The sequence below is a fragment of the Acidaminobacter hydrogenoformans DSM 2784 genome (genome assembly GCF_900103005.1).
GTDB lineage: Bacteria > Bacillota > Clostridia > Peptostreptococcales > Acidaminobacteraceae > Acidaminobacter > Acidaminobacter hydrogenoformans.
Genome location: NZ_FMWL01000005.1, coordinates 1 through 23039 on the forward strand (window position 1 = coordinate 1; position 23039 = coordinate 23039).

The window sequence follows — 23039 nt, forward strand, 5'->3', positions numbered from 1 at the left end:
GTTGACGAGATCAACGGCTGGCTTTCTGCCTTTTTGAGGCTTGGTGCTTGATATTGTGCTTAAATCCATCCTTTCGATAATTTTGCACGCCAGTCTGACCTTGCTATCTTCTGGTATTAATGTGCCCACACTAAAATTCATAGGCAGTTGCCAAAAGTGGACTTTCGGGGTATTATGATTTAGGGTTATTTGGTTCTGCATAAATCAATTATACCCTATCGGGACTGGCTCTTGGAGCCGGTCCTGATTAATTTTTTTGAACTAAAAAAGACAGATGGTCATCAAAAATTGATTTCCATCTGTCCCTTCTATTGGGGACTATTATGCAACAGCCCCAGGCTATTAACGAAGGATGTAGTGGAGCGGATAATTGTACGTTGTGGGGATGAAAAAGTTATGAAAGTATAAAAACGACGAAAGTTGAATAATTCGTAGAGCGTAACGGAATCCGAGGGATTGTAACTCTGACAAGAGAGCAGGCAGAAATGCATGCGCGCCTTGCTTTTTTATGCCCTTTGGGCATAAAAAACACCAGGCTGGAGGCCTGGTGGGGTCACTCACGAAGGATAGCGCGTAGTGGTATCCGAGGGATTGTAGGTCTTACGAGAGAGTTGGTAGAAAAGGGGTGGACCCTGCCTTTTTCTGTCCGTAGGACAGAAAAACCCACCAAGTTATACTTGGTGGGAGGCTATTCACGAAGGAATCATAGGGGACGGTTCCTTTTGTGCTCCAAGAAGGATTGCGCTGAGTGGAATTTTCTGGAGTTCAGGTTTTAAAGGGATGAAAGATTCATAACAATTGAGGAAGAAAAAGAGTATAAGCCCTGCAGTATCCGAAGTATTTTAACCCCTACGAGAAATGTATTTACAAATATACTTAAGTCGTCTACAATATAAGTATAATTGTAAAGTGAGATGATGATCATGAATTACGTTGAAAAGCTTGAAGAACTCATAAAAAAACAACATGGGACAGTTTTGAGCGCTGACCTCGATTCATATGAAATTCCAAGGGTCTATCTACAAATGATGGTTGCTGAAGGAAAACTTGAGAGAGTTGACCGGGGTGTTTATGTGTCACTTGATTCGATTGAGGATGAAATGTACTCTATGCAGACGAAGTATCCTAAATTGATTTATTCACATGAAACAGCTCTGTATATGCATGGCCTTTCGGATAGGACACCCTTTGAGTATTCAGCTACTGTGCCAAGCGGTTATAAAGTGGTTCGAAATGTCGCAGATCGATTTAAAATCTACTACATCAAAAAGGAGTTGCATGAACTTGGCGTAGTTACAGTAAAAAGTACTCATGGTAATCCGATTAGAGCTTATGACATTGAAAGAACGATCTGTGACCTGATCAGAAGCAGAAATCGCATCGATGTACAGATTATCAATGATGCACTAAAACGATTCGTTAAGTTAAAGTCGGCAGATTTCACGATTCTTATGGATTATGCCAAGAAGTTCAAAGTAGATGCTATACTCAAAAACTATATTGAGGTGTTGCTATGACTGGAAATGCCATGCGCTTGAAAGCAAAAATTAGAAATCTTGCCAGGAAGAAAGATATGTCAGCACAGGTTGTACTCCAAAATTTCATGTTCGAACGGTTTCTGGAGAGGCTTTCCAAATCTGAATACAGGGAAAAATTCATACTAAAAGGTGGAATTCTAATCGCTGCACTCGTAGGCATTGCTAATAGAGCCACAATGGACATGGATGCCACGATCAAAAATTATCCGATAAATGTTGAATCGCTGACAAAAGCCATCAAAGAAATCTGCAGTATTACAATTGATGATGAGGTTGAGTTCACTTTTTCTGGAATTGAAGCAATTAGAGAAGATGATGTCTATGGTGGTTTCGGGTAAGTGTTATCTCTAATTATGATACGATCAAGACCCCCATGCAGATTGATATTACAACGGGTGATGCCATTACGCCGAAGGAAGTCCTGTATCTGTATAAAAAGATTTTCGAAGAAGGAAGTTTCGGAGTTTGGGCTTATAATGTTGAGACTGTATTGGCAGAAAAAGTGGAAACCATTTTGAGGAGAGGAGAGCTGAATACAAGACCCAGGGATTTTTATGATGTTTATATCTTGACTAAAACCCAGAGCATTGATCATTCGATATTCTTGGATGCGCTGAAATCAACGGCTGCGCATAGGGGCACGACTCATATTTTTATAAATATCAGCAATCGACTGGCAGAAATCAGTGAAAGTGAAGCGCTAATATCCCGTTGGTCGAAGTACACAAGAGATTATAGGTATGCTGAGGCGATCACTTTCGAAGATATCATGGATTCTATGACGACATTGGTGTCCACTGTCTAATTTGAGGGCTTGATTTATAAAAATACGTAATGCTTGAGTTGGCCACTCTGGCTTGAAGGGATGGCGACAATGCGCTTGCGCGTCTTTATTAAGATCTCCGGATCGGCAAATTACACATGGTAATTTTTGCGTTTTTCTGTCCAAAGAGCTTGGCACAGTTTGGGCTGGAACTGTGGGGATCGCTTCGTATATTACGTATCATTGGATACGAAGACCCGAGAGTCCTGTAACTACGGTCATGGGTGGTTCAATAAAAATACTATAATGACCAGCAACATTCTAGACGGGAGTAGATGATTATGAAGCTGCATGTCAAGTTTTTTGTATTATTCGAGGAATCAGGCATCCATTATAAAACCCTTTGGAACCGCCTGATGGAGGACAACCTCAACCTTGAAATAATCCAGGTCAGTCAGAATTCCAAAATTGAGCCTTTCAACTGCGACATTGTCCTTTATACGATCCCTTTTATAGAACCTATCGTCCGGGAAAAATGTCTCAACCCAAACGCAATGTTCTTCAACATTGGCTTGCCCTTTGATCCCGAAAAACTTGAAGTCCTCAAGAGTATCGAACGAGGTACAGATGTACTGCTGCTTGGTGAAGGCAAGGCCATTCTTTGGGACTCCAAGCTAACACTGAAGTCTCACGGAATCGACAACATAAATTTTATTCCTTACACTAGTCCAAACCTGCAAGTTGACCATGTAAAAACCGCCGTCTACATGGGCATCAAAACGGTGGACCTGCCTCAGATCGAACGATACATAGACATAGGCGGTCGCTTGATCCACCCCTATGTGATTCGTAAAATCGGCGAAGCCGCGAATCTTTCGAAGGAATACTTGGACAAGAAGCTTAAAGAGTACATCTCAAACGAGAGCAAAGTCATGGATTATACCACCTGCATATCGCTCTCGACCGCCAGCGAATTCACTGAAGAAAGGATTTCTATGCTGAATTTGTTTGACTTCCCGGCGGTCATCCTGGCTAATCAGGAAACTATTGCAGCGATCAACAACGCCTTCAGAAATGAATTTCATTTCAATTACGAGACCATCATTGGGAATAAGATCTATTCCAATGCCTTAATCTCAGAACTGCTCAGTGTTTGCGATCCGGCCACTGGCAACGGCATTTGGCATGCTGAGAGCGGAAAGAGCTACAATGTGCAGCGCAAATGTATCGAGACCATTGGCACTGACATTATACACCGTGAACTGGTCGAGATTGTACCGCTTCGTGGCGACAAGCCGAGCAACACGACCCGTTATGGATTTGACGACATCATTGGCAAAAGCCAGGCCATGAAGTCTGTTCTCAGTCAGGCCCGGAAACTTTCTGCTATTGACGTCACGGTTCTCATCGAAGGCGAATCTGGTACCGGCAAAGAGCTTCTGGCTCAGTCCATCCACTCCGAGTCTCCCAGGGCAGACAAACCCTTCATTGCAGTGAACTGTGGCTCCTTTTCCGAGAGCCTCCTGGAATCAGAACTCTTTGGTTACTCGGGCGGTTCCTTCACTGGCGCGAAAAAAGAAGGCAAAAAAGGCCTCCTGGAGGCTGCTCATGGCGGCACCATCTTTTTGGATGAAATTGCCGAAGCCACGCTGAAAACACAGGTACGGCTGCTGAGATTTCTCCAGGAAAAAGAAGTACAGCCCATTGGCTCCAACATTGTCAAACGGGTTGACGTCCGCGTCATCTGCGCCGCTAATACGGATATGGAAGCGGCCATGCGCTGCGGCACCATCCGAGAAGACCTGTTCTACCGGATCAGTCCCATTACCTTGACTGTCCCGCCGCTGCGTGCCCGCTGCGAAGATATTCTGCCCCTTCTCCGCAGTTATCTGGGAAACGACGTCATCCTTGACAGCGATCTCATCCGCTTCGTAAAAGGCTACGAGTGGCCAGGCAATGTCAGAGAGCTGAAAGGCCTGGCTGAATATCTGCACTATTTCGGGGGCCAAATTCTCAGCTACGTTCATTTGCCTGAACGTTACAAAAAAAAGTACAGCGACTTATTCTGTTCGAATTTGCAGCATACAGCTGATGAGGAACACATCGCTATAAAAACAGGCCTTTTACCGAAAGCCGCTTCACTCGAACAAGCGCTTCTGCAGCTTTTGTCGATCAAGAGTGCCGGACGCAGAGCGTTGGTCCGGTCGTTAAGGCAAAATGGCACACCAACAACGGAATATGAAGTAAAAATATTACTCGACCGTTTCAGGTCATTGGGATGGATCGAGCACAGCAGCAGTGGTAGAGCGGCAAAGCTGACTGAGTTGGGCCGACAGCAGATCACGCGGCCCATTTAAATCAAAAGCGGTATGATCTAAAGTTAAGATCATACCGCTTTTGATTTTATTTTTAACTTCTTCTGACGCTAAAATCTGAAAATTTCGAACGTTCGACGCTGTAACCCTTAATTCAAGCGAATTTGGGAACTCAATTCAGCACTTAATTGAGATTGGCACGCTTCTTGCTCTTTTACATAATCGGAATCATTTACAAACCATTTGAAGGAGGGATTTTTCATGAATAACGAAAACAGTAAACCCGACAAAATGAAAAGATTTAAAGCACCAGATGCACTTGTACTAATCGTCATTTTGATGGTAGTTGCGGCGATCATGTCTTATGTGTTGCCGGCGGGAGAGTACAACCGAGTTGAAAATGCAGCAACAGGAAGAATGGTCGTCGATCCGACATCCTATCACGCTGTAGAAAATTCACCGGTTTCCATTTGGGGAATACTCAAAGCCATACCGGAAGGCATGGGACAGGCGGCGACCGTTATTAATTTCCTGCTGATCATCGGCGGCGTATTCGGTATTTTGGAAGCTACTGGTGCCCTTATGTCTCTGATTGGGTTTACGGTAAAAAAGCTTTCCGGCAAGGAGCGTTTAATCATTCCTGCAGTCTTGATTGTTTGGGGACTCGGCGGTGCTCTAGTCGGCAACTTTGAGGAGTCCTTGGCATTTATTCCACTTCAAATTTCTCTAAGCCTTGCTTTGGGATTTGACTCTGTTACAGGCATGGCAATGGCGCTGCTGGGCGTTGCTTCCGGGTATATGGGTTCAATCATCAACCCATTTAATGTGGGCGTCGCGCAAGGTATTGCCGAGCTTCCGTTGTTTTCAGGCATTGCATTCCGTATTGTCGCTTTTTCCTGTCTTCTGGGCGCTGCGATAATCTACCTTTATTGGTATGCAGGAAGAATTCAAAAAAATCCAAAACTCAGTCCTGTCTATGAAGAGGATCAAACCAGTCCTTATAGACATGCAAATCTTATGGATCAGATAAATTTTACTCAAAAGCATAAGTTTGTATTATTTGTTTTTGTGCTTGGCATCGCTTATATGGTATATGGCGTGACACAAAAAGGGTATTACCTGACGGAAATCGCAGCAATTTTTGTCGCCATTGGCGTTTTAACGGGGATAGTTGGCGGATTAAAGCCAAATACTATCATTGATAATTTTGTCAAGGGGGCAGGTAACTTACTCTATGCATCCTTGGCAGTAGGATTTGCCCGAGGGATTGTCGTTGTGTTGACCGACGGAAAAATAATGGATGTAGTCATACATGGCGCAGCAACGCTCGTCGCAGGACTTCCTGTCAGTGTCAGTGCAATTGGGATGTTTTTAGTTCAGAGTGTAATAAACGTCGTTGTACCTTCGGGCAGTGGTCAAGCGGCTGTGACTATGCCGATCATGGCGCCAATAGCAGACGTTATTGGCATCACTAGACAAACGGCAGTTCTGGCATTTCAGCTTGGAGATGGTATTACCAACCTTGTAGCTCCAACTTTTGGTACGCTTATGGCAGCCCTGGCGTTATGTAGAATTTCATGGGGGAAATGGATCAAATGGCTTGCGCCATTACTCGTTGTATGGTACATCATTTGTGCAATTCTGCTGGTTGTTGCGGTTCAGATAGGATACGGGCCGTTCTAATATAATGTTATTAAATTATCGTATTGAAGTTAGTTACTTATGACACAAAATTTTCATTGGAGGCATCTCTTTGACGAGTTTAGACGACGCAATGAATATAAAAGAAGATATTATCCAGTGGCGCAGGGCACTGCACCGCATCCCCGAAACGGGTCTGATCCTGCCTAAGACAGCTGCTTATGTCAAAGCCCAGCTCGATGAAATGGGCATCCCCTACGAGACCTTCGAAGGTCATTCCGGCATCCTCGCCATGATTGGCGATCCGGCAAGAGGCAAGACTATTGCTCTCAGAGCGGATATGGACGCCCTGGAAATTCAAGAGGAAACCGGCGTGACCTTTGCTTCGGAAAATGACAAGATGCACGCTTGCGGCCACGACGCTCACACCGCTACCCTCCTTGGGGCTGCGAAGCTCCTCAAGAGACGCGACGCTGATCTGAAAGGATGCGTCAAACTCATCTTCCAGCCCGCCGAGGAAGGTCCCGGCGGCGCGGCGCCCATGGTTCGAGACGGCGTTCTGGAAAACCCAAAGGTCGACGCTATCTTTGCCATGCACGTCTATAACCTTGAGAATGCAAAGATTCCCGGTATGATAGGGCTGCGCCACGGTACCATGTTCGCTTCCGATGATCAACTCTACCTAAAAATCACCGGTAAAGGCGGTCACGGCTCTGCGCCCCATGAAACCGTAGACCCAATTGTTATCTCGGCTCAAGTTATTCTAGCCCTCCAAAATATCATCAGCCGGGAAGTCAAGCCATCCAGTCCTGCCGTGCTGACCATAGCCAGCCTGAACGCCGGCCGAGGTACCACGAATATTATATCGGACTCTGCTGAAATGCTTGGCACAATCCGTACACTGAGCTTCGAGACGCGGGCATTCGTCCTCCAGCGGATTGAGGAAATTGTGGCCGCTGTCACCAAAGGCTTCCGTGCAGATTATGAACTGAGGTTTTTTGATTCGTACCCACCTGTCATCAACGACCGAGATGTAACCAATATCTTCCTTGAGTCCGCCCGAAAAGTGATCTCTGAAGATGACATTATCATGCTTGGGGATTCCCTGATGGGCGGTGAGGACGCGGCATTTTTCTTCGAAAAGGTCCCAGGCACTTACTTCCTGCTCAACACCGTGATGCCAATAGACGGCATTGTCTATCCAATCCACAATTCCAAGTTCATGTTGGATGACTCGGTGCTTTACAAAGGCGCAGCTGTGCTGGTTCAGGCTGCGATGGACGCTATGTAGGTTGAATGATTAGAATTGAAGCGTTATGATCATTGGCTGAGAAAGTCTTTGTTACCGAAATATCGCCTTCGAGCTGATGAGGGCTTTTGAGAATCAGGCGAGAGCGTTTGGAAGCTGATTTGGTGGGATTCGAAGACCATCGGCAAAAGTTTTTTTGCTCTCTTAGGGATAAAGCTTTGCCGATGGTGATTTTTATCTAAAATTTAGATTAATCCAAAAGACTATCTTTTAGTTTCAATATAATAGATTTGTTGATACATTCACCTGTTTAGGGTAACCATAAGATGGAATATAGTTCTTGTATAAAGTATTTAACCAGAGGACTGAGATCGCCCAAATGAGGTGAAAAAGTGAAACAATGGTACGAAACACTTTTCGAAAATTATGGGAACCAGTACGACCACGAGCCCTTCACTCAGGGAACCAGTGGGGAGTGCGACTTCATTGAGGCGGAGCTGGGTTATGACAAGAGTCTTAAGCTCCTGGACATTGGCTGCGGCACGGGGCGGCATGCTATTGATCTGACCAGGCGGGGGTATTCGGTCACAGGGGTGGATCTGTCGGAGGCTCAGCTGAAGAAAGCCAGGGAAAAGGCTTTGGAAGAGGGACTTGAAGTGCGCTTTATAAAGGCGGACGCCCGGGAACTGCCCTTTGAGGAAGAATTCGATGCCGCCCTGATGCTGTGCGAGGGTGGCTTTCCGCTCATGGAGACGGACGAGATGAACTTCGAAATTCTCAGGAATGCCGCCAAGGCGTTGAAGCGGCCAGGTAAGCTGATCTTTACCACGTTGAATGGGCTTTTTCCGCTGTTTAATTCAATTGACCGCTTTCACGAAGAGGGTCGGGAACAAAGGGAAGAAAGCAGGCAAGACGATCAAGGCAATGAGATCGCGAGCTATAAAAGTGAACATTTCGATCTGATGACCTTCAGGGATCACAACGTCACGACGTTTACGGATGATGACGGCGTCGAGCATCAGCTGGTGTGCAGTGAACGGTATTATGTGCCATCAGAGATTACTTGGCTGCTGAAGAGTCTTGGTTTTAAAACTATTGAAATTTTTGGCGCCAAGCTGGGCGCGTTTTCGCGGGCGGACAAGCTGACGAAGGATGATTTTGAAATGCTGGTCATAGCAAGTATTTGACATCATTCCAAAGTTTTGATAGATTTTTAGTGGGAGGTGTTTTAAATGCCAAGCTTAAAAGGAACTAAGACAGCAGTGAACTTAATGGCTTCATTTGCGGGAGAGTCGCAGGCAAGGACCAGATATACATACTACGCGTCAGTGGCGAAAAAGGAAGGCTACGTCCAGATTTCAAACATTTTCACTGAAACGGCTGAAAACGAAAAGGAGCATGCTAAGCGTTTTTACAAATTCCTGAATGAGGAGCTTTGCGGGGAAACGATTGAAATCACGGAATCCTTCCCGGTTTCATTTTCGGACACAAAGACTAATCTGAAGTCAGCAGCGGAAGGCGAAAACGAGGAGCATACGAAGGTGTATCCGGAATTCGCAAGAATTGCTGAGGAAGAGGGCTTCAAGAGAATAGCGCTTGTTTTCACGGAGATTGCTGAAGTTGAGGAGCGCCATGAAAGAAGGTTCCGCAAGCTGCTTGAAAACATTGAGAAGGATCAGGTTTTCAAAAAGGATGAGGTCGTGGAGTGGAAGTGCAATAACTGCGGCTATGTCCATAAGGGGAAATCCGCGCCGGTGAAATGTCCGGCTTGTGACCATCCGCAGGGGCACTTTGAGGTCTTTAAGGAGACTTATTAGAGGGGTGCCAGCGCGTTTGAAGCTTGACGCTTGAAGTTATAATTGAAAATAGTATGTACGTGAATAAACATTACCCGTTGTCAGTCCGTTGACAGCGGGTAATTTTGTTTTGGGGTATGACGAAATGTGGCGGAGGGGAGGGGTTTGGGGGATGGGGGACCATCGGCAGAAAAAGCGCGGGGAAGTGAGTTTGCAAATGCTGTATATCAGGTATAAATAGGAAGACCGTTACAAAGCATGATAAGGCGCATAATTGAACGCAGAAGGGGTGTTGACATGGCAGTCTTGGAACTCAATATTGAAGACGAAACACTGTATGAAGCGGAGAGAATTCTTCAGTCGCTTGGATTGAGCAGTGAAATTGCGGTAAGTATTTTTTTAGGCGGTCCGTACCTTATTGGAAAGAGAAGCTGGCCGGCAGCTTTGGAGACAGGGTTGAGGCGTACTGCAGGAAGTATCCGGATTAGGACTAAGCGGGTGAAAGTGAGATTTAAGGTGTGAATGGGGGACCATCGGCAGAGCTCTGCAGCGTTTAAGAGCTGTAAGGTATGCCGATGGTCATTTGGTATGACAATGCTAAAATATTGAAGCTTGAGGTGACCAAATTGATCAAGAGCGTTGTAATTTCTGATGATGTGACCCAGAGCAGGCTGTCGCCGCTGGTGGGCGAGCTGGGGGCGATGATTGCCGAGGCTGCGCGGCTTGGATTTCAAGCGGTGCAGATCGCGGTGAACAACCCCGCGGAGTTGGACGGGAAGAGGCTGCGGGGCCTGCTTGAGGCCCATGGCATGAAGGTTTCTGGGATTGCCACGGGGAAGTCTTTTATTGTGGACGGGCTTTACATGGGCGCTGAGGATGAGAGGATCAGGCGTCAGGCGGTGGACAGGCTGCTGGGGCACATTGATCTGGCGGCCGAACTTGGCGGGGCCAATGTGATTATTGGGGCGATCCGGGGAAGTGCGGACCTGGTGGGCAGCCCTGCCCGGCACGAAGAGAATGTGACGAAAAGCCTTAAGGAGGTCCTGCCCTATGCCGAGGAAAAGGGCGTGGTGATCACAATTGAGGCGATCTGCCAAAAGGATTTGGCGGGGGCTGATAGTTTTTCCGACATCAAAGCGCTTGTGGCGTATATTAAAGCCTTCAATTCCAGGTGTTTGAGACTGCATCTCGATACCTACCATATGCTGCTTTCCGGTCAGGAGCCCTATAGGTCCATCATGGAAACTGAGGGGCTGCTTGAGCAGGTGGATTTATCAGATGCGGACCGGGGGTATCCGAGTGGGGCGCATTTTGACTTTGCGGGCTTGATGAAGGCTTTGAAGGCGATTGACTACCGGGGGATACTGACTTTTGAGTATGCGAACAGTTCCGAGGAGAATACGGCTGAGCTGGGGCTGAGGTATGTTGAGGGGTTGATGGGGTGAAGGGATGAGGGCGTTAAAAACGTGACGGATATCATGCGCGGTGCAGCCCGTCCCAGTCCCGCGTCATCTGGCCCTGTCCCGCACCACGAGTCCCTGTCCCGCACCACTCAAATAATTAAGTGGGTATACAGTACTCAATGAAAAAGACTATTGGCGCTCTTTTATGTGAAGAGATTGCCGATAGTCTTTATCATTCATTTGAGTGGAGATAGGCTGAAAAATGGGGGATGACTGGGTGTTCGTGCAACGAAAAGCTTATCGTTGTATTTTGCAACGATAATTGAAGGATCGTTGCATTGGGGCTTTCCAATGGTCATTTTCGTACGCCTCTTGACAGCCATGGTTTGACGCCATTTCATGATCATAGGTATACCAGATAATTTTATCGACTAAGAGGCTTGGTTTGTGGTATTAATCACATAAATATAAAGAACGCCCAATAACAATGCATGTAAGACCCTAAGGAGTGTATATTTATGATTACGGAAAGCATTCTGGACATTATTGGGAACACGCCTCTTTTGAATATGAGGAAATTGACTGGGTTAAAGATTTACGCGAAGGCAGAGTTTTTGAATCCTGGCGGCAGCATCAAGGACCGGGTCGCTAAATATATGATTGAGCAGGCGGAGTTCAAGGGGCTGCTTAAGCCGGGCATGACCATCATGGAACCAACCTCGGGAAACACTGGCATTGGCATTGCGCTTGTGGGGGTTCAGAAGGGTTACAGGGTCGTCATTGTCATGCCGGAAAACATGAGCGAAGAGCGCAAGCTTATGATCCAGGCTCTGGGAGCGGAGCTGGTGCTGACGAAAGCGGAGGACAGCATAGAAGGCGCTGTGAAAGAGGTTGAGAGGCTGGCGGCAGAAGCCTCCGGGATTTTTGTGCCTCAGCAGTTTAAGAATGAGGACAATCCGAGAATTCACAGCCTCGAAACCGGGCCGGAAATATGGCGTCAGCTTGAGGGTGATATTGACGTTTTTGTATCTGGGCTGGGCAGCGGCGGTTCGCTCCAGGGGATTGGGCAATTTTTGAAAAGCAAGAACCCCGGCATAAAAGTTGTGGCCGTTGAGCCAAAAGGCGCCTCGGCGCTTCTGGGACACAAGGCCAGCGCCCACCGCATACAGGGCATTGGGGACGGCTTTATCCCGGATGTACTGGATTCCAAACTGATTGATCATGTCATTGAAGTGGATGACGAGGCTGCGATTAAGATGATGAAAGCCATGATCCGTGGTCAAGGTGTTCTCGCGGGGATTTCTTCGGGCGCAAATCTTTGGGCTTCTGTGGAAATTGCACGCCAGCTGGGAGAAAAGAAAAGTATTGTCACACTGCTACCAGACCGGTTTGAAAGGTATTTCAGCGTTTGCCTTGAGGAATGATGTGTGGTCCGGCCCAGTCCCCCACCGCGCGTCCCTGTCCCCCACCAGAAATCCTCTTGTTTCCCGCTTTTCATTTTCTCTTCCCCATTAAAAATGATATAATCAATTTGTCCTATCTCGTACAAAAGAACGACTCGCCACTAATTTCAGGCTGGAGTGAATTAAAATATGAACATTGGACTTTTTACAGACTGCTATTATCCGCAGATCAACGGCGTTGTCACCTCGGTCATGGCCCTCCGGGAAGAGCTCACCCGGCGGGGGCACAACGTGACCATTGTCACTGTCCAGGTCCCCGGATACAAAAGCTCCTCAGAGGGCATCATTCGCATAAAGGCAATCCCCAAGGTCAAGCTCCTGGACTTCAGGATGGCCATGCCGCTGTTTTACCAGGATTACCAGCGCATCAAGGAACTGGACCTCGACGTGATCCACACCCATACGGAGTTTACCATAGGCCTTTTCGGCCAGTTCATGGCTAACCGTCTGAAAATCCCTATGCTCCACACCTACCACACCATGTATGAGGACTACACCAAGTACCTCCTGCGGATCCGCCGCGGCCAGGGGCTGGCCAAGCGCTTTATGCGCCACACCAGCAAACGTTACGTCAGACGCTATGACGCCGTCGTGGTGCCCTCCCTTAAGACCGAGAAGGCCCTGCGCAGCTACGGCATTAAAAACAACATTCACATTTTGCCAACGGGCATAGACCTCGAGAAATTTACCCGCTATGAGAAGGACGACCCAAGGCTGGACGCGCTGCGCCTGCGACTTGGGCTCGCGAAAACAACCAAGATCATTCTGTCCCTGGGACGCGTCTCAGAGGAAAAGAGTGTGGATACCATTGTCCTTCAAATGAAGGACCTCATTACACAGGTTAAAGACGCCAAGCTCGTAATTGTGGGCGACGGACCTTTCATGCCAACGCTCAAGCGCTTGTCTCATGACATGGGCCTTGAGGACTGCGTGCTGTTTGTGGGGCGCGTGCCTTGGGAAGAGGTGCCCCTATATTACAGCATCGCGGATGTGTTCGTCAGCGCCTCAAAGACGGAAACCCAAGGACTGACCATCCTTGAGGCCATGGCGAGCCAGGTACCGGTGATTGTCTACGAGGATGACAACGTGGCGGATATTGTGAGGGACGGCGAAACGGGCCGCGTGTTCAAGACGCCGGAGGCGCTGACCCATTGTCTCGAGAGCGTGCTGTCAAATCCTGATGAGGCTAAGCGTCTTGCGGTGCAAGGCTTCCATATGGCGGCGTCCCTGTCTCTTGAAAAGTTTGGAGAAATGGCCGAGAAGCTCTACGTGACCTTGCTGGAAAAGGAAGCTGAAAAAGCCGCTGAGAGGGATGCTGAAAAGTCGGCGTCGCGCTTTGGGAATTTTTTTGCTAACGGAACGAATCGATAATTTGGCTGGGCCCAGTCCCGCCCTGCATCTTCCAACAAAAAATAAAAAACTGCCTCCCGGAATAGGAGGCAGTTTTTTCCGTTCAAACAGTTTCAAAAACAGGTTGCCGATGGTCTTAAAGCGGACAATCCCGATCCAGTGGCGCATGAGTGTAGCTCAGCTTTCCTGACGAAAACTCGCCCACCGTCTGGCCATGGCCAATCAGCTTGTATTTGTATATCATCAGCCCGTCGAGCCCAACTGGACCCCTCGCGTGAATCTTGCTGGTGCTGATGCCCACCTCGGCGCCAAAGCCATAGCGGAAGCCGTCACTGAAGCGGGTGGAGCAGTTCCAGAACACATTGGCGGAATCCACCAGGGCCATAAAGGTCTTCGCTGCAGCTTCGTCCTCTGTCAGAATAGCATCCGTATGGCCGGAGCCGTACGTGTTGATATGCACAATGGCCTCCTCGAGGCTGGAGACGACCTTTATTGAAAGCTTGTAATCCACGTACTCTGTGCGCCAGTCTTTTTCAGTGGCTTCGCCAATCTGGAGGACCTCTCGAGTCTTGGCGCAGCCAACAAGCTCAACATTCTTGGCTTCCAGAGCCGCTTTAATCTCCGGCAGCTGCTGCGCCGCCACGCTCTCGTGAACCAGCAGCGTCTCCATGGTATTACAGGCGGCGACGTACTGAGTTTTCGCGTCCACAAGGATTGGCAGGGCTTTGGCAGCGTCCGCGTCCTCGTGGAGATAAATGTGGCAGACCCCGTCTGCGTGGCCCAGGACCGGAATGCTGGAGTTGTCCATGATATATTTGACAAAGTCGTTGGAGCCCCGTGGGATCAACAGGTCAATGTCGTCGCTGAGCTTGAGCATTTCATTGACGTCCGCCCGGGTTTCAATAAGCTGGATCCAGCCGTCCGGAATGCCGGCCGCCACGGTAGCCTCAGAAATGATCTCCGCCAGGATTCTATTCGTGCTGGCGGCTTCGGAACCGCCCTTGAGCAGCACGCAGTTGCCGCTTTTGAGGCAGAGGCTCGAAATTTGAACCAGGGCGTCCGGCCGGGATTCAAAAATAACCCCTATAACCCCAATAGGGCAGGTGACCCTGTACAGGTCGAGGCCATTATCTAACTGGGTCGCGAGCCTGGTCTGCCCAACCGGCTCCGGCAGCTTGATGAGGCTGCGGATCCCTTCTATGACTTCCGAAAGCTTCTCATCTTCAAAGCGCAGGCGCTTCAGCAGCGGCGCATCCAGCTTTTCAGCCTCGCTGCGGGCGCAGTCTTCACGGTTGGCCGCAATGATCTCCGCTTTTCGCGCTTCGAACTTTAAGGCAATAGCCTCCAGGGCCTTGTTTTTTGTTTCGGCGTCCAGTGCCGCCAGCTGGATAGAGGCGGTTTTTGAAGCCTTGGCACGGTTTTGAATGGTCATGTCCGGATCTCCTTTACTATGATAGAGTTTTTATATGCCGATGGTTGTCCAATATAATTCCTCACAGATAAATTCCATTTTGGGTCGTTAGCATTAGTTAGTACCTCATTTTATCACATCGAATATGGGAATGAAAGTCAGAAGGCTGAGCGAGAGAAATACAGGATCATTGAAAAGTGTGACCGGACGGTTAATATATACAACAAAAACGAGAACGTTGTGCGATAATGTAGAATTTTTTCGGAAAATCTATTTACAGGCATGCTTCTTTGTGTTAATATTCAGAAAACAGCACATTGATGAGGATGTGGCAGCAAATGGATAACGGAAAAAGGGTACAGGCAATAGATCGTGCGGTTATGATTCTCAAACTTTTTTCTGAGAATACACGTGAACTCAAATTAACCGAGATTTCGGAGCACCTTGATTTACATAAGAGTACAACGTTTGGTATTTTAAATACACTTAAATATCATGGTCTGATCCGGCAGAATGAAGAAAACCAAAAGTATTGTTTAGGCACTTATCTTCTTGAACTTGGGAATTTGGTGCTCAATTCAATGGACATTCACCAGATTGCATCACCGGTGCTAAGTGAACTTCGAAATGCTATCGAAGAGACGGTTCACCTTGGTATGCTGGATGGCCTGGAAGTCATCTATATAGACAAACAGGAATCTTACCAATCCATGAGAATTTTTACGACGATTGGGACTCGAAATCCGGCATACTGTACAGGTGTGGGAAAAGCAATGCTGGCTTACCAAGATCCGGAGATCATCACTCATAAATTACCGGATGAACTCAGGGCATATACAAACTATACTATAACCTCTAAAGAGCTCTTGATGCAGAATCTTGAAGAAATTAAAGCTAAAGGGTATGCTATGGATTTCGAGGAGCGCATTGAAGGTTTAACCTGTGTGGCAGCTCCAATATTTGACTATATGGGTCAAGTCAAATACGCGATCAGTGTTTCTGGACCTACCATTCGAATGACGGAAGAAAAGATTGAAAATACAATTGGAATTCTCAGAAGAGCTGCAGATGAAATATCAAAAAAACTTGGGTATAGAGGTTGAATAAAAAGAATTGAATAACTTGGAGGAGCCATGAAAGGATAATAAAGAAAGTGTATTATCCATCCAATCAATTATTAGGGTAGAAATACCCTTTTAATAAACTCAATCGAGAGAACGCTGTGCGACATTGTCGTACAAACGAGATTGAGGGCCTTATATTAGTCGCAAGGGGATTCAAAAAAAGATTAAGGAGTGTGTCAAATGAACAAACGTATGATGTTGGCTGTTAGTGTATTACTTATCCTGTCAATGCTGTTAACTGCTTGCGGAGGAAATGCCGCGCCAGCTGCCAGCGCCCCTGCCGCAAATGAACCTGCATCCAGTGAACCTGCTTCAACGGAAGCCAAAGTTTTAAAATTAGGACATATCGCTGCGCCAGAAACCGCTTATGACAACTTCGCAAAAGAGTTCGCCCGCTTGGTCGAAGAACGTTCAGAAGGCAGATATACCATTGACGTCTATCCTGCCGGGCAGCTTGGGGTTGACAGAGAATTGATGGAGTCGCTCCAGATTGGCAACGTTGATTTTACAGTCATCACCGCTTCAGACATCAATCAATTTGTCCCTGAAATGGCAGTCCAAGATCTGCCTTACCTTTTCAGAGACTGGGATCATGTTGAAAAGTTTCTCGACTCAGAGGCTGCGCAGGAGCTATTTGGGTTGACAGATTCTGTCGGTATGACAACTTTGTCCTTTATGCCGCGGGGCTTCAGACACGTAACGAGCAATATTGCTCCAATCATGACACCGGATGACCTTAAAGGTCTTAAAATCAGGGTCGCAGAAAGTGAAACCTACATTGATACATTTAAAGCGCTCGGTGCAAATGCACAGGCGATGGCATGGAGTGAGGTCTTTACAGCGCTTCAGCAGAAAACGATTGACGCTCATGAAAACACGGTTGTCACAACACGCGATTACAAAATTGACGAAGTTCAGAAATACATGTCTGAGACAGGACACTTCTTTGCCTTCGCAGCGCTTCAGATGAACAGCAATCTTCTGAACGGTATGAGCGCTGAAGATCAGGAGCTCTTCCGTCAAGCAGGTTTGGAAGCTGCAAAGACATTAGGTCTCGAGCAAAAGGAGAACGAAGCCTCGGCTAAAGCGGAGCTTGAATCCAAAGGTATGGTCTTCAATGCTGTTGAAGATAAAGCCGCATTTGAAGCGCTTATGACCCCGGTTTATGACAAATTCCTCAAAGATCATTCCGGTGAGTACCTTGAAGCCATAAAAGCTATTCAATAAAAAAACCTTAAACACAATAGGTGGAGGGGATTCCATTTCCCGAATCACCTCCACTTATTCCTTTTTAAGCAAACCAACACAAGGGAGATGATAACTTGAAAACACTGAATCAGATCAGCGAGTTCCTCAATAAGGTCTGTGGTTGGTTTTTGATTTTCGCCTTTGCTTTAATGACTGTGACTTATTTTGGGCAGATTGTCTTGAGATATGTATTTCAAACTGGTCTGAGATGGACAGAAGAATTGACGAGATATACCAATATTGCACTGGTCATGGTTGGCTCAGCGGTAATGGCCGGGAAAGGCGCTCATATTAATGTCAGCGCCCTTGAAATGGCAGTTTCATTTAAAGCAAGAAAGTGGCTGGTAATTTTTCAACAACTTCTCACGGCTGCGTTTTTCGGATTTGCGATCTTTATTGCTGTGGATATGATGAACTTGGCAGGTACCCAAGTTTCTACCAATATGAGAATACCGATGAAAATCGTTTATGGAATTTTTCCGGTTGCATTTTCAATACTTGTTTTTCAAACCTTTGTATTTATCATGAATCAGATCTTTGGCAAGGAGGTCGAATAAATGGGTGGGCTATTATTTGGAACAGCACTGCTTCTGCTCGTTGTCGGCGCGCCTATAGTAACAGCACTTGGTCTTTCCTCATTAGTTTTCATTTATGCAAATGATATCCAGCATGTTGTTGTCATACAAAAATTATTTGCTGGAATCGATTCAGCTGCGCTCCTCGCCGTCCCTTTCTTTATCCTTGCAGGAGATCTCATGAACCAAGGGGGCATCGCAAAGAGGATTGTCAATATGGCTGCAGTGGCCGTTGGGAATATTCACGGTGGTCTCGGGGTCGTAGCTATTATCTCATGTATGTTCTTTGCTGCAATTTCCGGCAGCGGCATTGCTACAGCTGCAGCAATTGGCGGCGTCATGATGGCTGGTATGCTCAGAGCGGGCTACAGCAGATCCTTCAGCGCAACTATTGTCGCCGCTGCCAGTCCTATAGGGATTATCATTCCGCCGAGCATTGCGTTTATTATTTACGCTGTTTTGTCTAAAGTCGCAGTGTCGGATCTTTATAAAGTCGGCTTCCCTGCAGGCTTCATTGTAGGTATAGCCCTTATAGTGCCTACAATCTTAATTGCAAAAAAACGCGGCTATAAAGATACTGCTGATCAAATTGCTTCTGGTGATCTCGAAGTAATAGGCTTAGCACCTGAAGAACAACGCAAAAAACTTAAAGGGCTGCATTATTTTCTGGATTCTTTATGGGCACTTGGTACCCCGGTCATCATAGTTGGCGGTGTCTTTGCCGGAATTTTTACACCGACCGAATCTGCCGTAGTTGCAGTCATCTACTCCATTATCATTGGGATATTTGTCTATAAAGAGATGACGTGGAAAGACATCCCGAGGATTTTTCTTTCATCGGCAATTTCTACTGCCGGTATTATGGTAATCATGGCAGCCGCCGCATTATTTGCATGGGTCATGGTTTATGTAAAAATCCCACAGACAATTCTGGACAGTGTCTTAGCACTGACCACCAGCAAATATTTGATTCTGTTAATCATCAATGTCATTGTTTTGATAGCGGGCATGTTTATGGAGTCTGGCTCTATTCAGTACATTTTAGTACCAATCGCTTTGCCAATTGCCTTAACATTGGGTATCGATCCGGTTCACTTCGGCATTATGCTGACGACGAACCTGGCAATTGGGATGCTGACGCCACCTTTCGGCATTACATTATTTACATCAGCCCGAGTTTTTGGTGCGAGTATACAAGATGTAACGCGAGAAACATTGCCATTCCTGGCGGCCTTACTGGTGGCACTGGCAATAATTACATTCATTCCGCAATCTGTTATGTGGATTCTTTAAAGAGATAATTAAAGGAAAAGGATTAGCTAAATAAACTTGAAAAGTCAATAGGAGGGTGTTTTATGTCATCAGCTAAACCGGAAATTGCAAATCAAGTTAAAACAGGTGCGTTCCAAACAAATTACCACGACCAAGGTCAAGGCTTTCCTGTAATGCTGCTTCATGGTTCAGGCCCGGGGGTCACAGCATGGGCAAACTGGCGCCTTGTTATACCAGAATTAGCAAAAAACCGACGCGTTATTGCGCCGGACTTAGTAGGCTTTGGTTACACTGAAAGACCAGAACACGCTGAGTACAACATGACAAACTGGACAAAGCAAGTGATTGAATTGATGGATGCACTTAATCTTGAACAAGTGGATCTCGTGGGCAATTCTTTTGGAGGCGGTCTGGCAATAAAGCTGGCCATTGAATATCCAGAGAGAATTCGAAGGATTGTTTTGATGGGGAGCATGGGCATTAGCTTCCCTATCACGCAAGGACTGGATGATGTATGGGGATATAAACCTTCTTTTGAAAATATGAGAAAAATGATCAATCTGTTTGCTTATAACAAAGATATTGTCACAGACAACCTGATTAATCTCAGATACGAAGCCAGCATTGAACCGGGATTCCAGGAAGCCTTTTCTGTTATGTTCCCTGAACCAAGACAAAATGGGGTTGAATCCATGGCTTCAGAGGAAGAAAAGATTAAGAAAATTGCTCATCCGGCTCTAATTGTGCATGGACGTGAAGATGAAGTTATTCCACTGGAAAATGCATATCGTCTGATGACTATGATTGATGACGCTCAGCTGCATGTATTCGGTCACTGTGGTCACTGGACACAAATTGAGCAGACGGCGCGTTTCTGCAAATTGGTCGAAGATTTCCTCGCTGAATAGCAAAATTTGGAGGTTGAAGTTTATGGCAGTTGAGAATGGAACATTCGAGAAAATAGCCTCGGAGCTACTCACTTCAGAAAGAACCTGCAAGCCTATTCAAGCTTTGTCAGCGCGGTATCCGGAATTGACCATTGAGGATGCTTATCAGATTCAGAAAATCAACATCGATGAAAAGCTTGCGAGTGGCGACGTAATCACAGGGAAAAAAATTGGCCTGACTTCATTGGTAATGCAAAAGATGCTAGGCGTCAATCAGCCGGACTTTGGTTACCTTCTTAAAAGTATGGAAGTTAAAAATGGCGCAACAGACCGAAAAACGATGCTGCAGCCTAAAGCAGAAGGTGAAATTGCCTTTATTTTAAAAGAGGATTTGATGGGCCCTAATCTTACACCGCAAGACGTTATAAACGCGACAGATTATGTGGTTGCCGCCATTGAAATCGTGGATAGCCGCGTCGAGAATTGGAAAATTAATATAATAGACACAGTTTCTGATAATGCGTCGTCTGGCCGTTATATACTCAGCGATATTAAAGTGGATCCTAAAACGGTTGATCTTAAAAGCCTAAAGATGGAGTTTTGGAAGAATGGTGAAAAGATTAATGAAGGCAAGGGTGAAGACGCTTTGGGTGATCCAGCCTATGCGATCGCGTGGCTGGGCAACACGCTCGGGTCGTTTGGTGTGCCTTTAAGAAAAGGTGAAGTTATATTTTCAGGCGCATTATCCGCGGCGCTGAATGCGGAATCTGGTGATGTGTTTACAGCAAAATTTGAATCTCTGGGTGATATTGAGCTAAAGTTTGAATGACAGAAAAGCGGGGTGTATTATGGACAAAATCAAAGTTGGTGTAATTGGGCCTGGGAATATTGGCCTGGACTTGCTGTATAAAATAAACCGCAGTCCGTACCTTGAAACTGCGTTGATTGTCAATATACGTGAATCCAAAGGTTTGGATCATGCCAGAAAATTAGGTGTAAAAGCATCCAGTAATGGTATAGCAGATATTCTCAAAGAAGAAGAAATTCAAATCGTGTTTGATTGTACAAGTGCAACCGCTCATTTGGAGCATGCGCCTTTGCTGAAAGAAGCAGGTAAATTCGCGATAGATCTTACGCCAGCTGCCATTGGACCGTTTTGTGTACCAGCGGTAAACTTAACAGAAGAATTTTTGGAGCTGGATAACGTGAACACCGTCACATGCGCGGGCCAGGCAGTAACACCTATTGTGGCGGCAATCAACGAAGTCGCGGATGTCTATTATGCTGAAATTGTTTCTTCTGTCAGTAGTAAAAGTATTGGACCAGGTACAAGAAAAAATATTGACGAGTTTACTGTGACGACAAAAGAGGCTTTGGAAAAAGTTGGCGGTGCGGATGAAGGTAAGGTCATCATCATTGTTAATCCTGCCGAACCACCCATTTATATGAGAAATACAATTTTTACAAAAGTAAAGAATCCAGATCTCGATGTCATTACAGCAGCTGTTCATAAAATGGTTGAAAAAATCCGTACTTACGTACCAGGCTATGAAATTATTTTAGGTCCAATTATCCAGGATGATACGGTTACGACAATGATGCAGGTAGCGGGTTTGGGAGATTACTTGCCTGTTTACTCAGGTAATCTGGATATCATCAACAGCGCAGCGATCAATATTGCTGAAGCTTATGCAAAAAAGCTGATGGGAGGTGAGGTCAGTGTCTAAAATCTTTCTGACAGATACAACATTAAGAGATGGCAGTCACACTGTATCCCATCAATTTACACTTGAAGATGCCGCACAGATTGCAGGAGGCCTTGAAGCCGCGGGGATTGACATCATTGAAATTGGACACGGTGATGGTTTGATAGGCTCCACAATCAACTATGGTTTTGGAAGACATGATGATTTTTCGTTGATTAGCGCAGCGGCTTCGCAGCTGACAAAATCAAAGCTTGCAGTTCTGCTGCTCCCGGGGATCGGGACGGTTGAAGCGCTGAAAATGGCTCAAAAAGCGGGCGCAAAAGCGGTTCGTATCGCAACGCATGTGACTGAAGCTGACATGGGAGAAGAGCATGTCAAAGCTGCCAAGGATATGGGATTATTTGTCGTAGGCTTTTTAATGATGGCACATATGACAGATGCTGAACGATTGACAGAAGAAGCTTTGAAATTTGAGTCTTATGGGGCGGATGTTGTCTATGCGACGGATTCTGGTGGCGCCATGCTCCCAGAAGATGTATTTGAAAAGATCAGTTCGCTAAAGAAAAATTTAAAAATTCCGGTAGGCCACCACGCGCATAACAATTTGGGGCTGGCGGTTTCGAACAGCTTGACAGCTATTGAAGCAGGCGCAACTTATATTGATGGTTGTTTGTCGGGCTTAGGTGCGGGTGCTGGGAATACGCCAACGGAAAGCTTGATCGCGGTTTTGAATAAGATGGGCTATGAGCATAATGGAGACTTATACAAAGCGATCGATGCAAGCGAGAAGATTTTGATTCCTTCCTTAAATAACAAAGGACTGAAAGTTAACAGTCAATTAGATGCTATGATTTTAGGCTATGCAGGTGTTTATTCAAGCTTCCTGCTCCATGCGAGACGCGCAGGTCAGCGCTTTGGCGTCGATGTCAGGGATATCCTGATGGAGGCGGGCAGACGAAAAGCAGTGGGTGGCCAAGAGGACTGGCTGATTGAAATTGCTGTAGAGCTGGCGAATCAAAAATCGAAGTAAGCGTAAGTTAATTAATGAATGATTCCAATCCCCCAATGGATAGATTTAATATTTTCTCCCTGGTTCAGGTGCTTTGAACTGGGGAATTTTTTTGCGAATTAGTTATCACGGCAGATAGAATAATATGCTTCACCTGATGCACAGTACGGAGTATTCATCAATTCAGGAGTATGTGTTTATGCTCAGTAACTTGAGGTGAGAGTGAAAATAGGAGATCATCGGCAAAATTCCTTGAACTTTAATTGAAGCGAGAGTACATGCCTATGGT

The 23039-nt window shown here is 46.3% G+C and carries 21 protein-coding genes; 20 read left to right on the top strand and 1 reads right to left on the bottom strand.

The genetic code is table 11. The features are described from left to right. The first annotated feature begins 923 nt into the window (after positions 1-923). From BLP63_RS06345 to BLP63_RS06395, 12 genes are all read left to right on the top strand, one after another. Positions 924-1517 (top strand): type IV toxin-antitoxin system AbiEi family antitoxin domain-containing protein, encoded by a 594-nt coding sequence (locus BLP63_RS06345; protein ID WP_170829332.1) that lies wholly within the window; start codon positions 924-926, stop codon positions 1515-1517. Continuing rightward, positions 1514-1876, top strand: coding sequence for a nucleotidyl transferase AbiEii/AbiGii toxin family protein (locus BLP63_RS17180; RefSeq protein ID WP_278278125.1), 363 nt, complete (start codon positions 1514-1516; stop codon positions 1874-1876). Before BLP63_RS06345 ends, BLP63_RS17180 begins: the two co-directional genes overlap by 4 nt. 23 nt (positions 1877-1899) lie before the next feature. Further along, positions 1900-2343, top strand: coding sequence for a nucleotidyl transferase AbiEii/AbiGii toxin family protein (locus tag BLP63_RS17185; protein WP_330387118.1), 444 nt, complete (start codon positions 1900-1902; stop codon positions 2341-2343). 299 nt (positions 2344-2642) lie between these two features. Then, positions 2643-4658 carry a sigma-54 interaction domain-containing protein gene (locus BLP63_RS06355; RefSeq protein WP_170829333.1) on the top strand — a complete coding sequence of 672 codons (2016 nt, stop codon included), beginning with the start codon at positions 2643-2645 and terminating at the stop codon, positions 4656-4658. A gap of 219 nt (positions 4659-4877) precedes the next feature. Beyond that, the gene (locus tag BLP63_RS06360; RefSeq protein WP_242870822.1) at positions 4878-6299 is read left to right on the top strand and encodes a YfcC family protein; all 1422 of its coding nucleotides are present in this window, start codon (positions 4878-4880) and stop codon (positions 6297-6299) included. A gap of 70 nt (positions 6300-6369) precedes the next feature. Further along, on the top strand, positions 6370-7548 hold the full coding sequence (locus BLP63_RS06365; RefSeq protein WP_092590079.1) for a M20 metallopeptidase family protein: 1179 nt from the start codon (positions 6370-6372) through the stop codon (positions 7546-7548). A gap of 350 nt (positions 7549-7898) precedes the next feature. After that, positions 7899-8693: a class I SAM-dependent methyltransferase gene (locus tag BLP63_RS06370; RefSeq protein WP_092590080.1), complete on the top strand. Its 795-nt coding sequence runs from the start codon at positions 7899-7901 to the stop codon at positions 8691-8693. A 45-nt stretch (positions 8694-8738) separates the two neighbouring features. Then, positions 8739-9323, top strand: coding sequence for a rubrerythrin (rbr, locus tag BLP63_RS06375; RefSeq protein WP_092590081.1), 585 nt, complete (start codon positions 8739-8741; stop codon positions 9321-9323). 276 nt (positions 9324-9599) lie between these two features. Beyond that, a complete protein-coding gene (locus tag BLP63_RS06380; RefSeq protein ID WP_092590082.1) occupies positions 9600-9824 on the top strand; it encodes a hypothetical protein in 225 nt (74 codons plus the stop codon). A 47-nt stretch (positions 9825-9871) separates the two neighbouring features. Then, a complete protein-coding gene (locus tag BLP63_RS06385; RefSeq protein ID WP_092590083.1) occupies positions 9872-10747 on the top strand; it encodes a sugar phosphate isomerase/epimerase family protein in 876 nt (291 codons plus the stop codon). A 476-nt stretch (positions 10748-11223) separates the two neighbouring features. Further along, on the top strand, positions 11224-12129 hold the full coding sequence (gene cysK / locus BLP63_RS06390; RefSeq protein ID WP_092590084.1) for a cysteine synthase A: 906 nt from the start codon (positions 11224-11226) through the stop codon (positions 12127-12129). A 168-nt stretch (positions 12130-12297) separates the two neighbouring features. After that, on the top strand, positions 12298-13539 hold the full coding sequence (locus tag BLP63_RS06395; RefSeq protein ID WP_092590085.1) for a glycosyltransferase family 4 protein: 1242 nt from the start codon (positions 12298-12300) through the stop codon (positions 13537-13539). A gap of 115 nt (positions 13540-13654) precedes the next feature. Here the strand turns inward: BLP63_RS06395 and BLP63_RS06400 are convergent, their stop codons facing one another. Beyond that, positions 13655-14950: a glutamate-5-semialdehyde dehydrogenase gene (locus tag BLP63_RS06400; RefSeq protein ID WP_092590086.1), complete on the bottom strand. Its 1296-nt coding sequence runs from the start codon at positions 14948-14950 to the stop codon at positions 13655-13657. A 317-nt stretch (positions 14951-15267) separates the two neighbouring features. Here BLP63_RS06400 and BLP63_RS06405 point away from each other — a divergent pair, with 317 nt between their 5' ends. The 8 genes from BLP63_RS06405 to dmpG all read left to right on the top strand — a co-directional run bounded on the left by BLP63_RS06405 (position 15268) and on the right by dmpG (position 22771). Further along, positions 15268-16032: an IclR family transcriptional regulator gene (locus tag BLP63_RS06405; protein ID WP_170829334.1), complete on the top strand. Its 765-nt coding sequence runs from the start codon at positions 15268-15270 to the stop codon at positions 16030-16032. A gap of 201 nt (positions 16033-16233) precedes the next feature. Further along, entirely contained in the window at positions 16234-17280 is a 1047-nt protein-coding gene (locus BLP63_RS06410) for a TRAP transporter substrate-binding protein (protein WP_092590088.1), read from the top strand. A 149-nt stretch (positions 17281-17429) separates the two neighbouring features. After that, positions 17430-17858 (top strand): TRAP transporter small permease, encoded by a 429-nt coding sequence (locus BLP63_RS06415; RefSeq protein WP_139159790.1) that lies wholly within the window; start codon positions 17430-17432, stop codon positions 17856-17858. Continuing rightward, positions 17859-19169 carry a TRAP transporter large permease gene (locus BLP63_RS06420; protein WP_092590090.1) on the top strand — a complete coding sequence of 437 codons (1311 nt, stop codon included), beginning with the start codon at positions 17859-17861 and terminating at the stop codon, positions 19167-19169. A gap of 62 nt (positions 19170-19231) precedes the next feature. After that, on the top strand, positions 19232-20056 hold the full coding sequence (locus BLP63_RS06425; protein WP_092590091.1) for an alpha/beta fold hydrolase: 825 nt from the start codon (positions 19232-19234) through the stop codon (positions 20054-20056). Between the two features lie 22 nt (positions 20057-20078). Then, the gene (locus BLP63_RS06430) at positions 20079-20864 is read left to right on the top strand and encodes a 2-keto-4-pentenoate hydratase (protein ID WP_092590092.1); all 786 of its coding nucleotides are present in this window, start codon (positions 20079-20081) and stop codon (positions 20862-20864) included. A gap of 19 nt (positions 20865-20883) precedes the next feature. Further along, the gene (locus BLP63_RS06435) at positions 20884-21762 is read left to right on the top strand and encodes an acetaldehyde dehydrogenase (acetylating) (protein ID WP_092590093.1); all 879 of its coding nucleotides are present in this window, start codon (positions 20884-20886) and stop codon (positions 21760-21762) included. Continuing rightward, entirely contained in the window at positions 21755-22771 is a 1017-nt protein-coding gene (gene dmpG, locus BLP63_RS06440; RefSeq protein WP_242870823.1) for a 4-hydroxy-2-oxovalerate aldolase, read from the top strand. Before BLP63_RS06435 ends, dmpG begins: the two co-directional genes overlap by 8 nt. The last annotated feature ends 268 nt before the right edge of the window (positions 22772-23039 follow it).

Excerpts from the sequence above, each read along its gene's own strand:
- BLP63_RS06345 (WP_170829332.1), top strand. The coding sequence starts at position 924 with ATGAATTACGTTGAAAAGCTTGAAGAACTCATAAAAAAACAACATGGG.
- BLP63_RS17180 (WP_278278125.1), top strand. The coding sequence starts at position 1,514 with ATGACTGGAAATGCCATGCGCTTGAAAGCAAAAATTAGAAATCTTGCC.
- BLP63_RS06355 (WP_170829333.1), top strand. The coding sequence starts at position 2,643 with ATGAAGCTGCATGTCAAGTTTTTTGTATTATTCGAGGAATCAGGCATC.
- BLP63_RS06360 (WP_242870822.1), top strand. The coding sequence starts at position 4,878 with ATGAATAACGAAAACAGTAAACCCGACAAAATGAAAAGATTTAAAGCA.
- rbr (WP_092590081.1), top strand. The coding sequence starts at position 8,739 with ATGCCAAGCTTAAAAGGAACTAAGACAGCAGTGAACTTAATGGCTTCA.
- BLP63_RS06380 (WP_092590082.1), top strand. The coding sequence starts at position 9,600 with ATGGCAGTCTTGGAACTCAATATTGAAGACGAAACACTGTATGAAGCG.
- BLP63_RS06385 (WP_092590083.1), top strand. The coding sequence starts at position 9,872 with ATGCCGATGGTCATTTGGTATGACAATGCTAAAATATTGAAGCTTGAG.
- cysK (WP_092590084.1), top strand. The coding sequence starts at position 11,224 with ATGATTACGGAAAGCATTCTGGACATTATTGGGAACACGCCTCTTTTG.
- BLP63_RS06395 (WP_092590085.1), top strand. The coding sequence starts at position 12,298 with ATGAACATTGGACTTTTTACAGACTGCTATTATCCGCAGATCAACGGC.
- BLP63_RS06400 (WP_092590086.1), bottom strand. The coding sequence starts at position 14,950 with ATGACCATTCAAAACCGTGCCAAGGCTTCAAAAACCGCCTCTATCCAG.
- BLP63_RS06405 (WP_170829334.1), top strand. The coding sequence starts at position 15,268 with ATGGATAACGGAAAAAGGGTACAGGCAATAGATCGTGCGGTTATGATT.
- BLP63_RS06410 (WP_092590088.1), top strand. The coding sequence starts at position 16,234 with ATGAACAAACGTATGATGTTGGCTGTTAGTGTATTACTTATCCTGTCA.
- BLP63_RS06420 (WP_092590090.1), top strand. The coding sequence starts at position 17,859 with ATGGGTGGGCTATTATTTGGAACAGCACTGCTTCTGCTCGTTGTCGGC.
- BLP63_RS06425 (WP_092590091.1), top strand. The coding sequence starts at position 19,232 with ATGTCATCAGCTAAACCGGAAATTGCAAATCAAGTTAAAACAGGTGCG.
- BLP63_RS06430 (WP_092590092.1), top strand. The coding sequence starts at position 20,079 with ATGGCAGTTGAGAATGGAACATTCGAGAAAATAGCCTCGGAGCTACTC.
- BLP63_RS06435 (WP_092590093.1), top strand. The coding sequence starts at position 20,884 with ATGGACAAAATCAAAGTTGGTGTAATTGGGCCTGGGAATATTGGCCTG.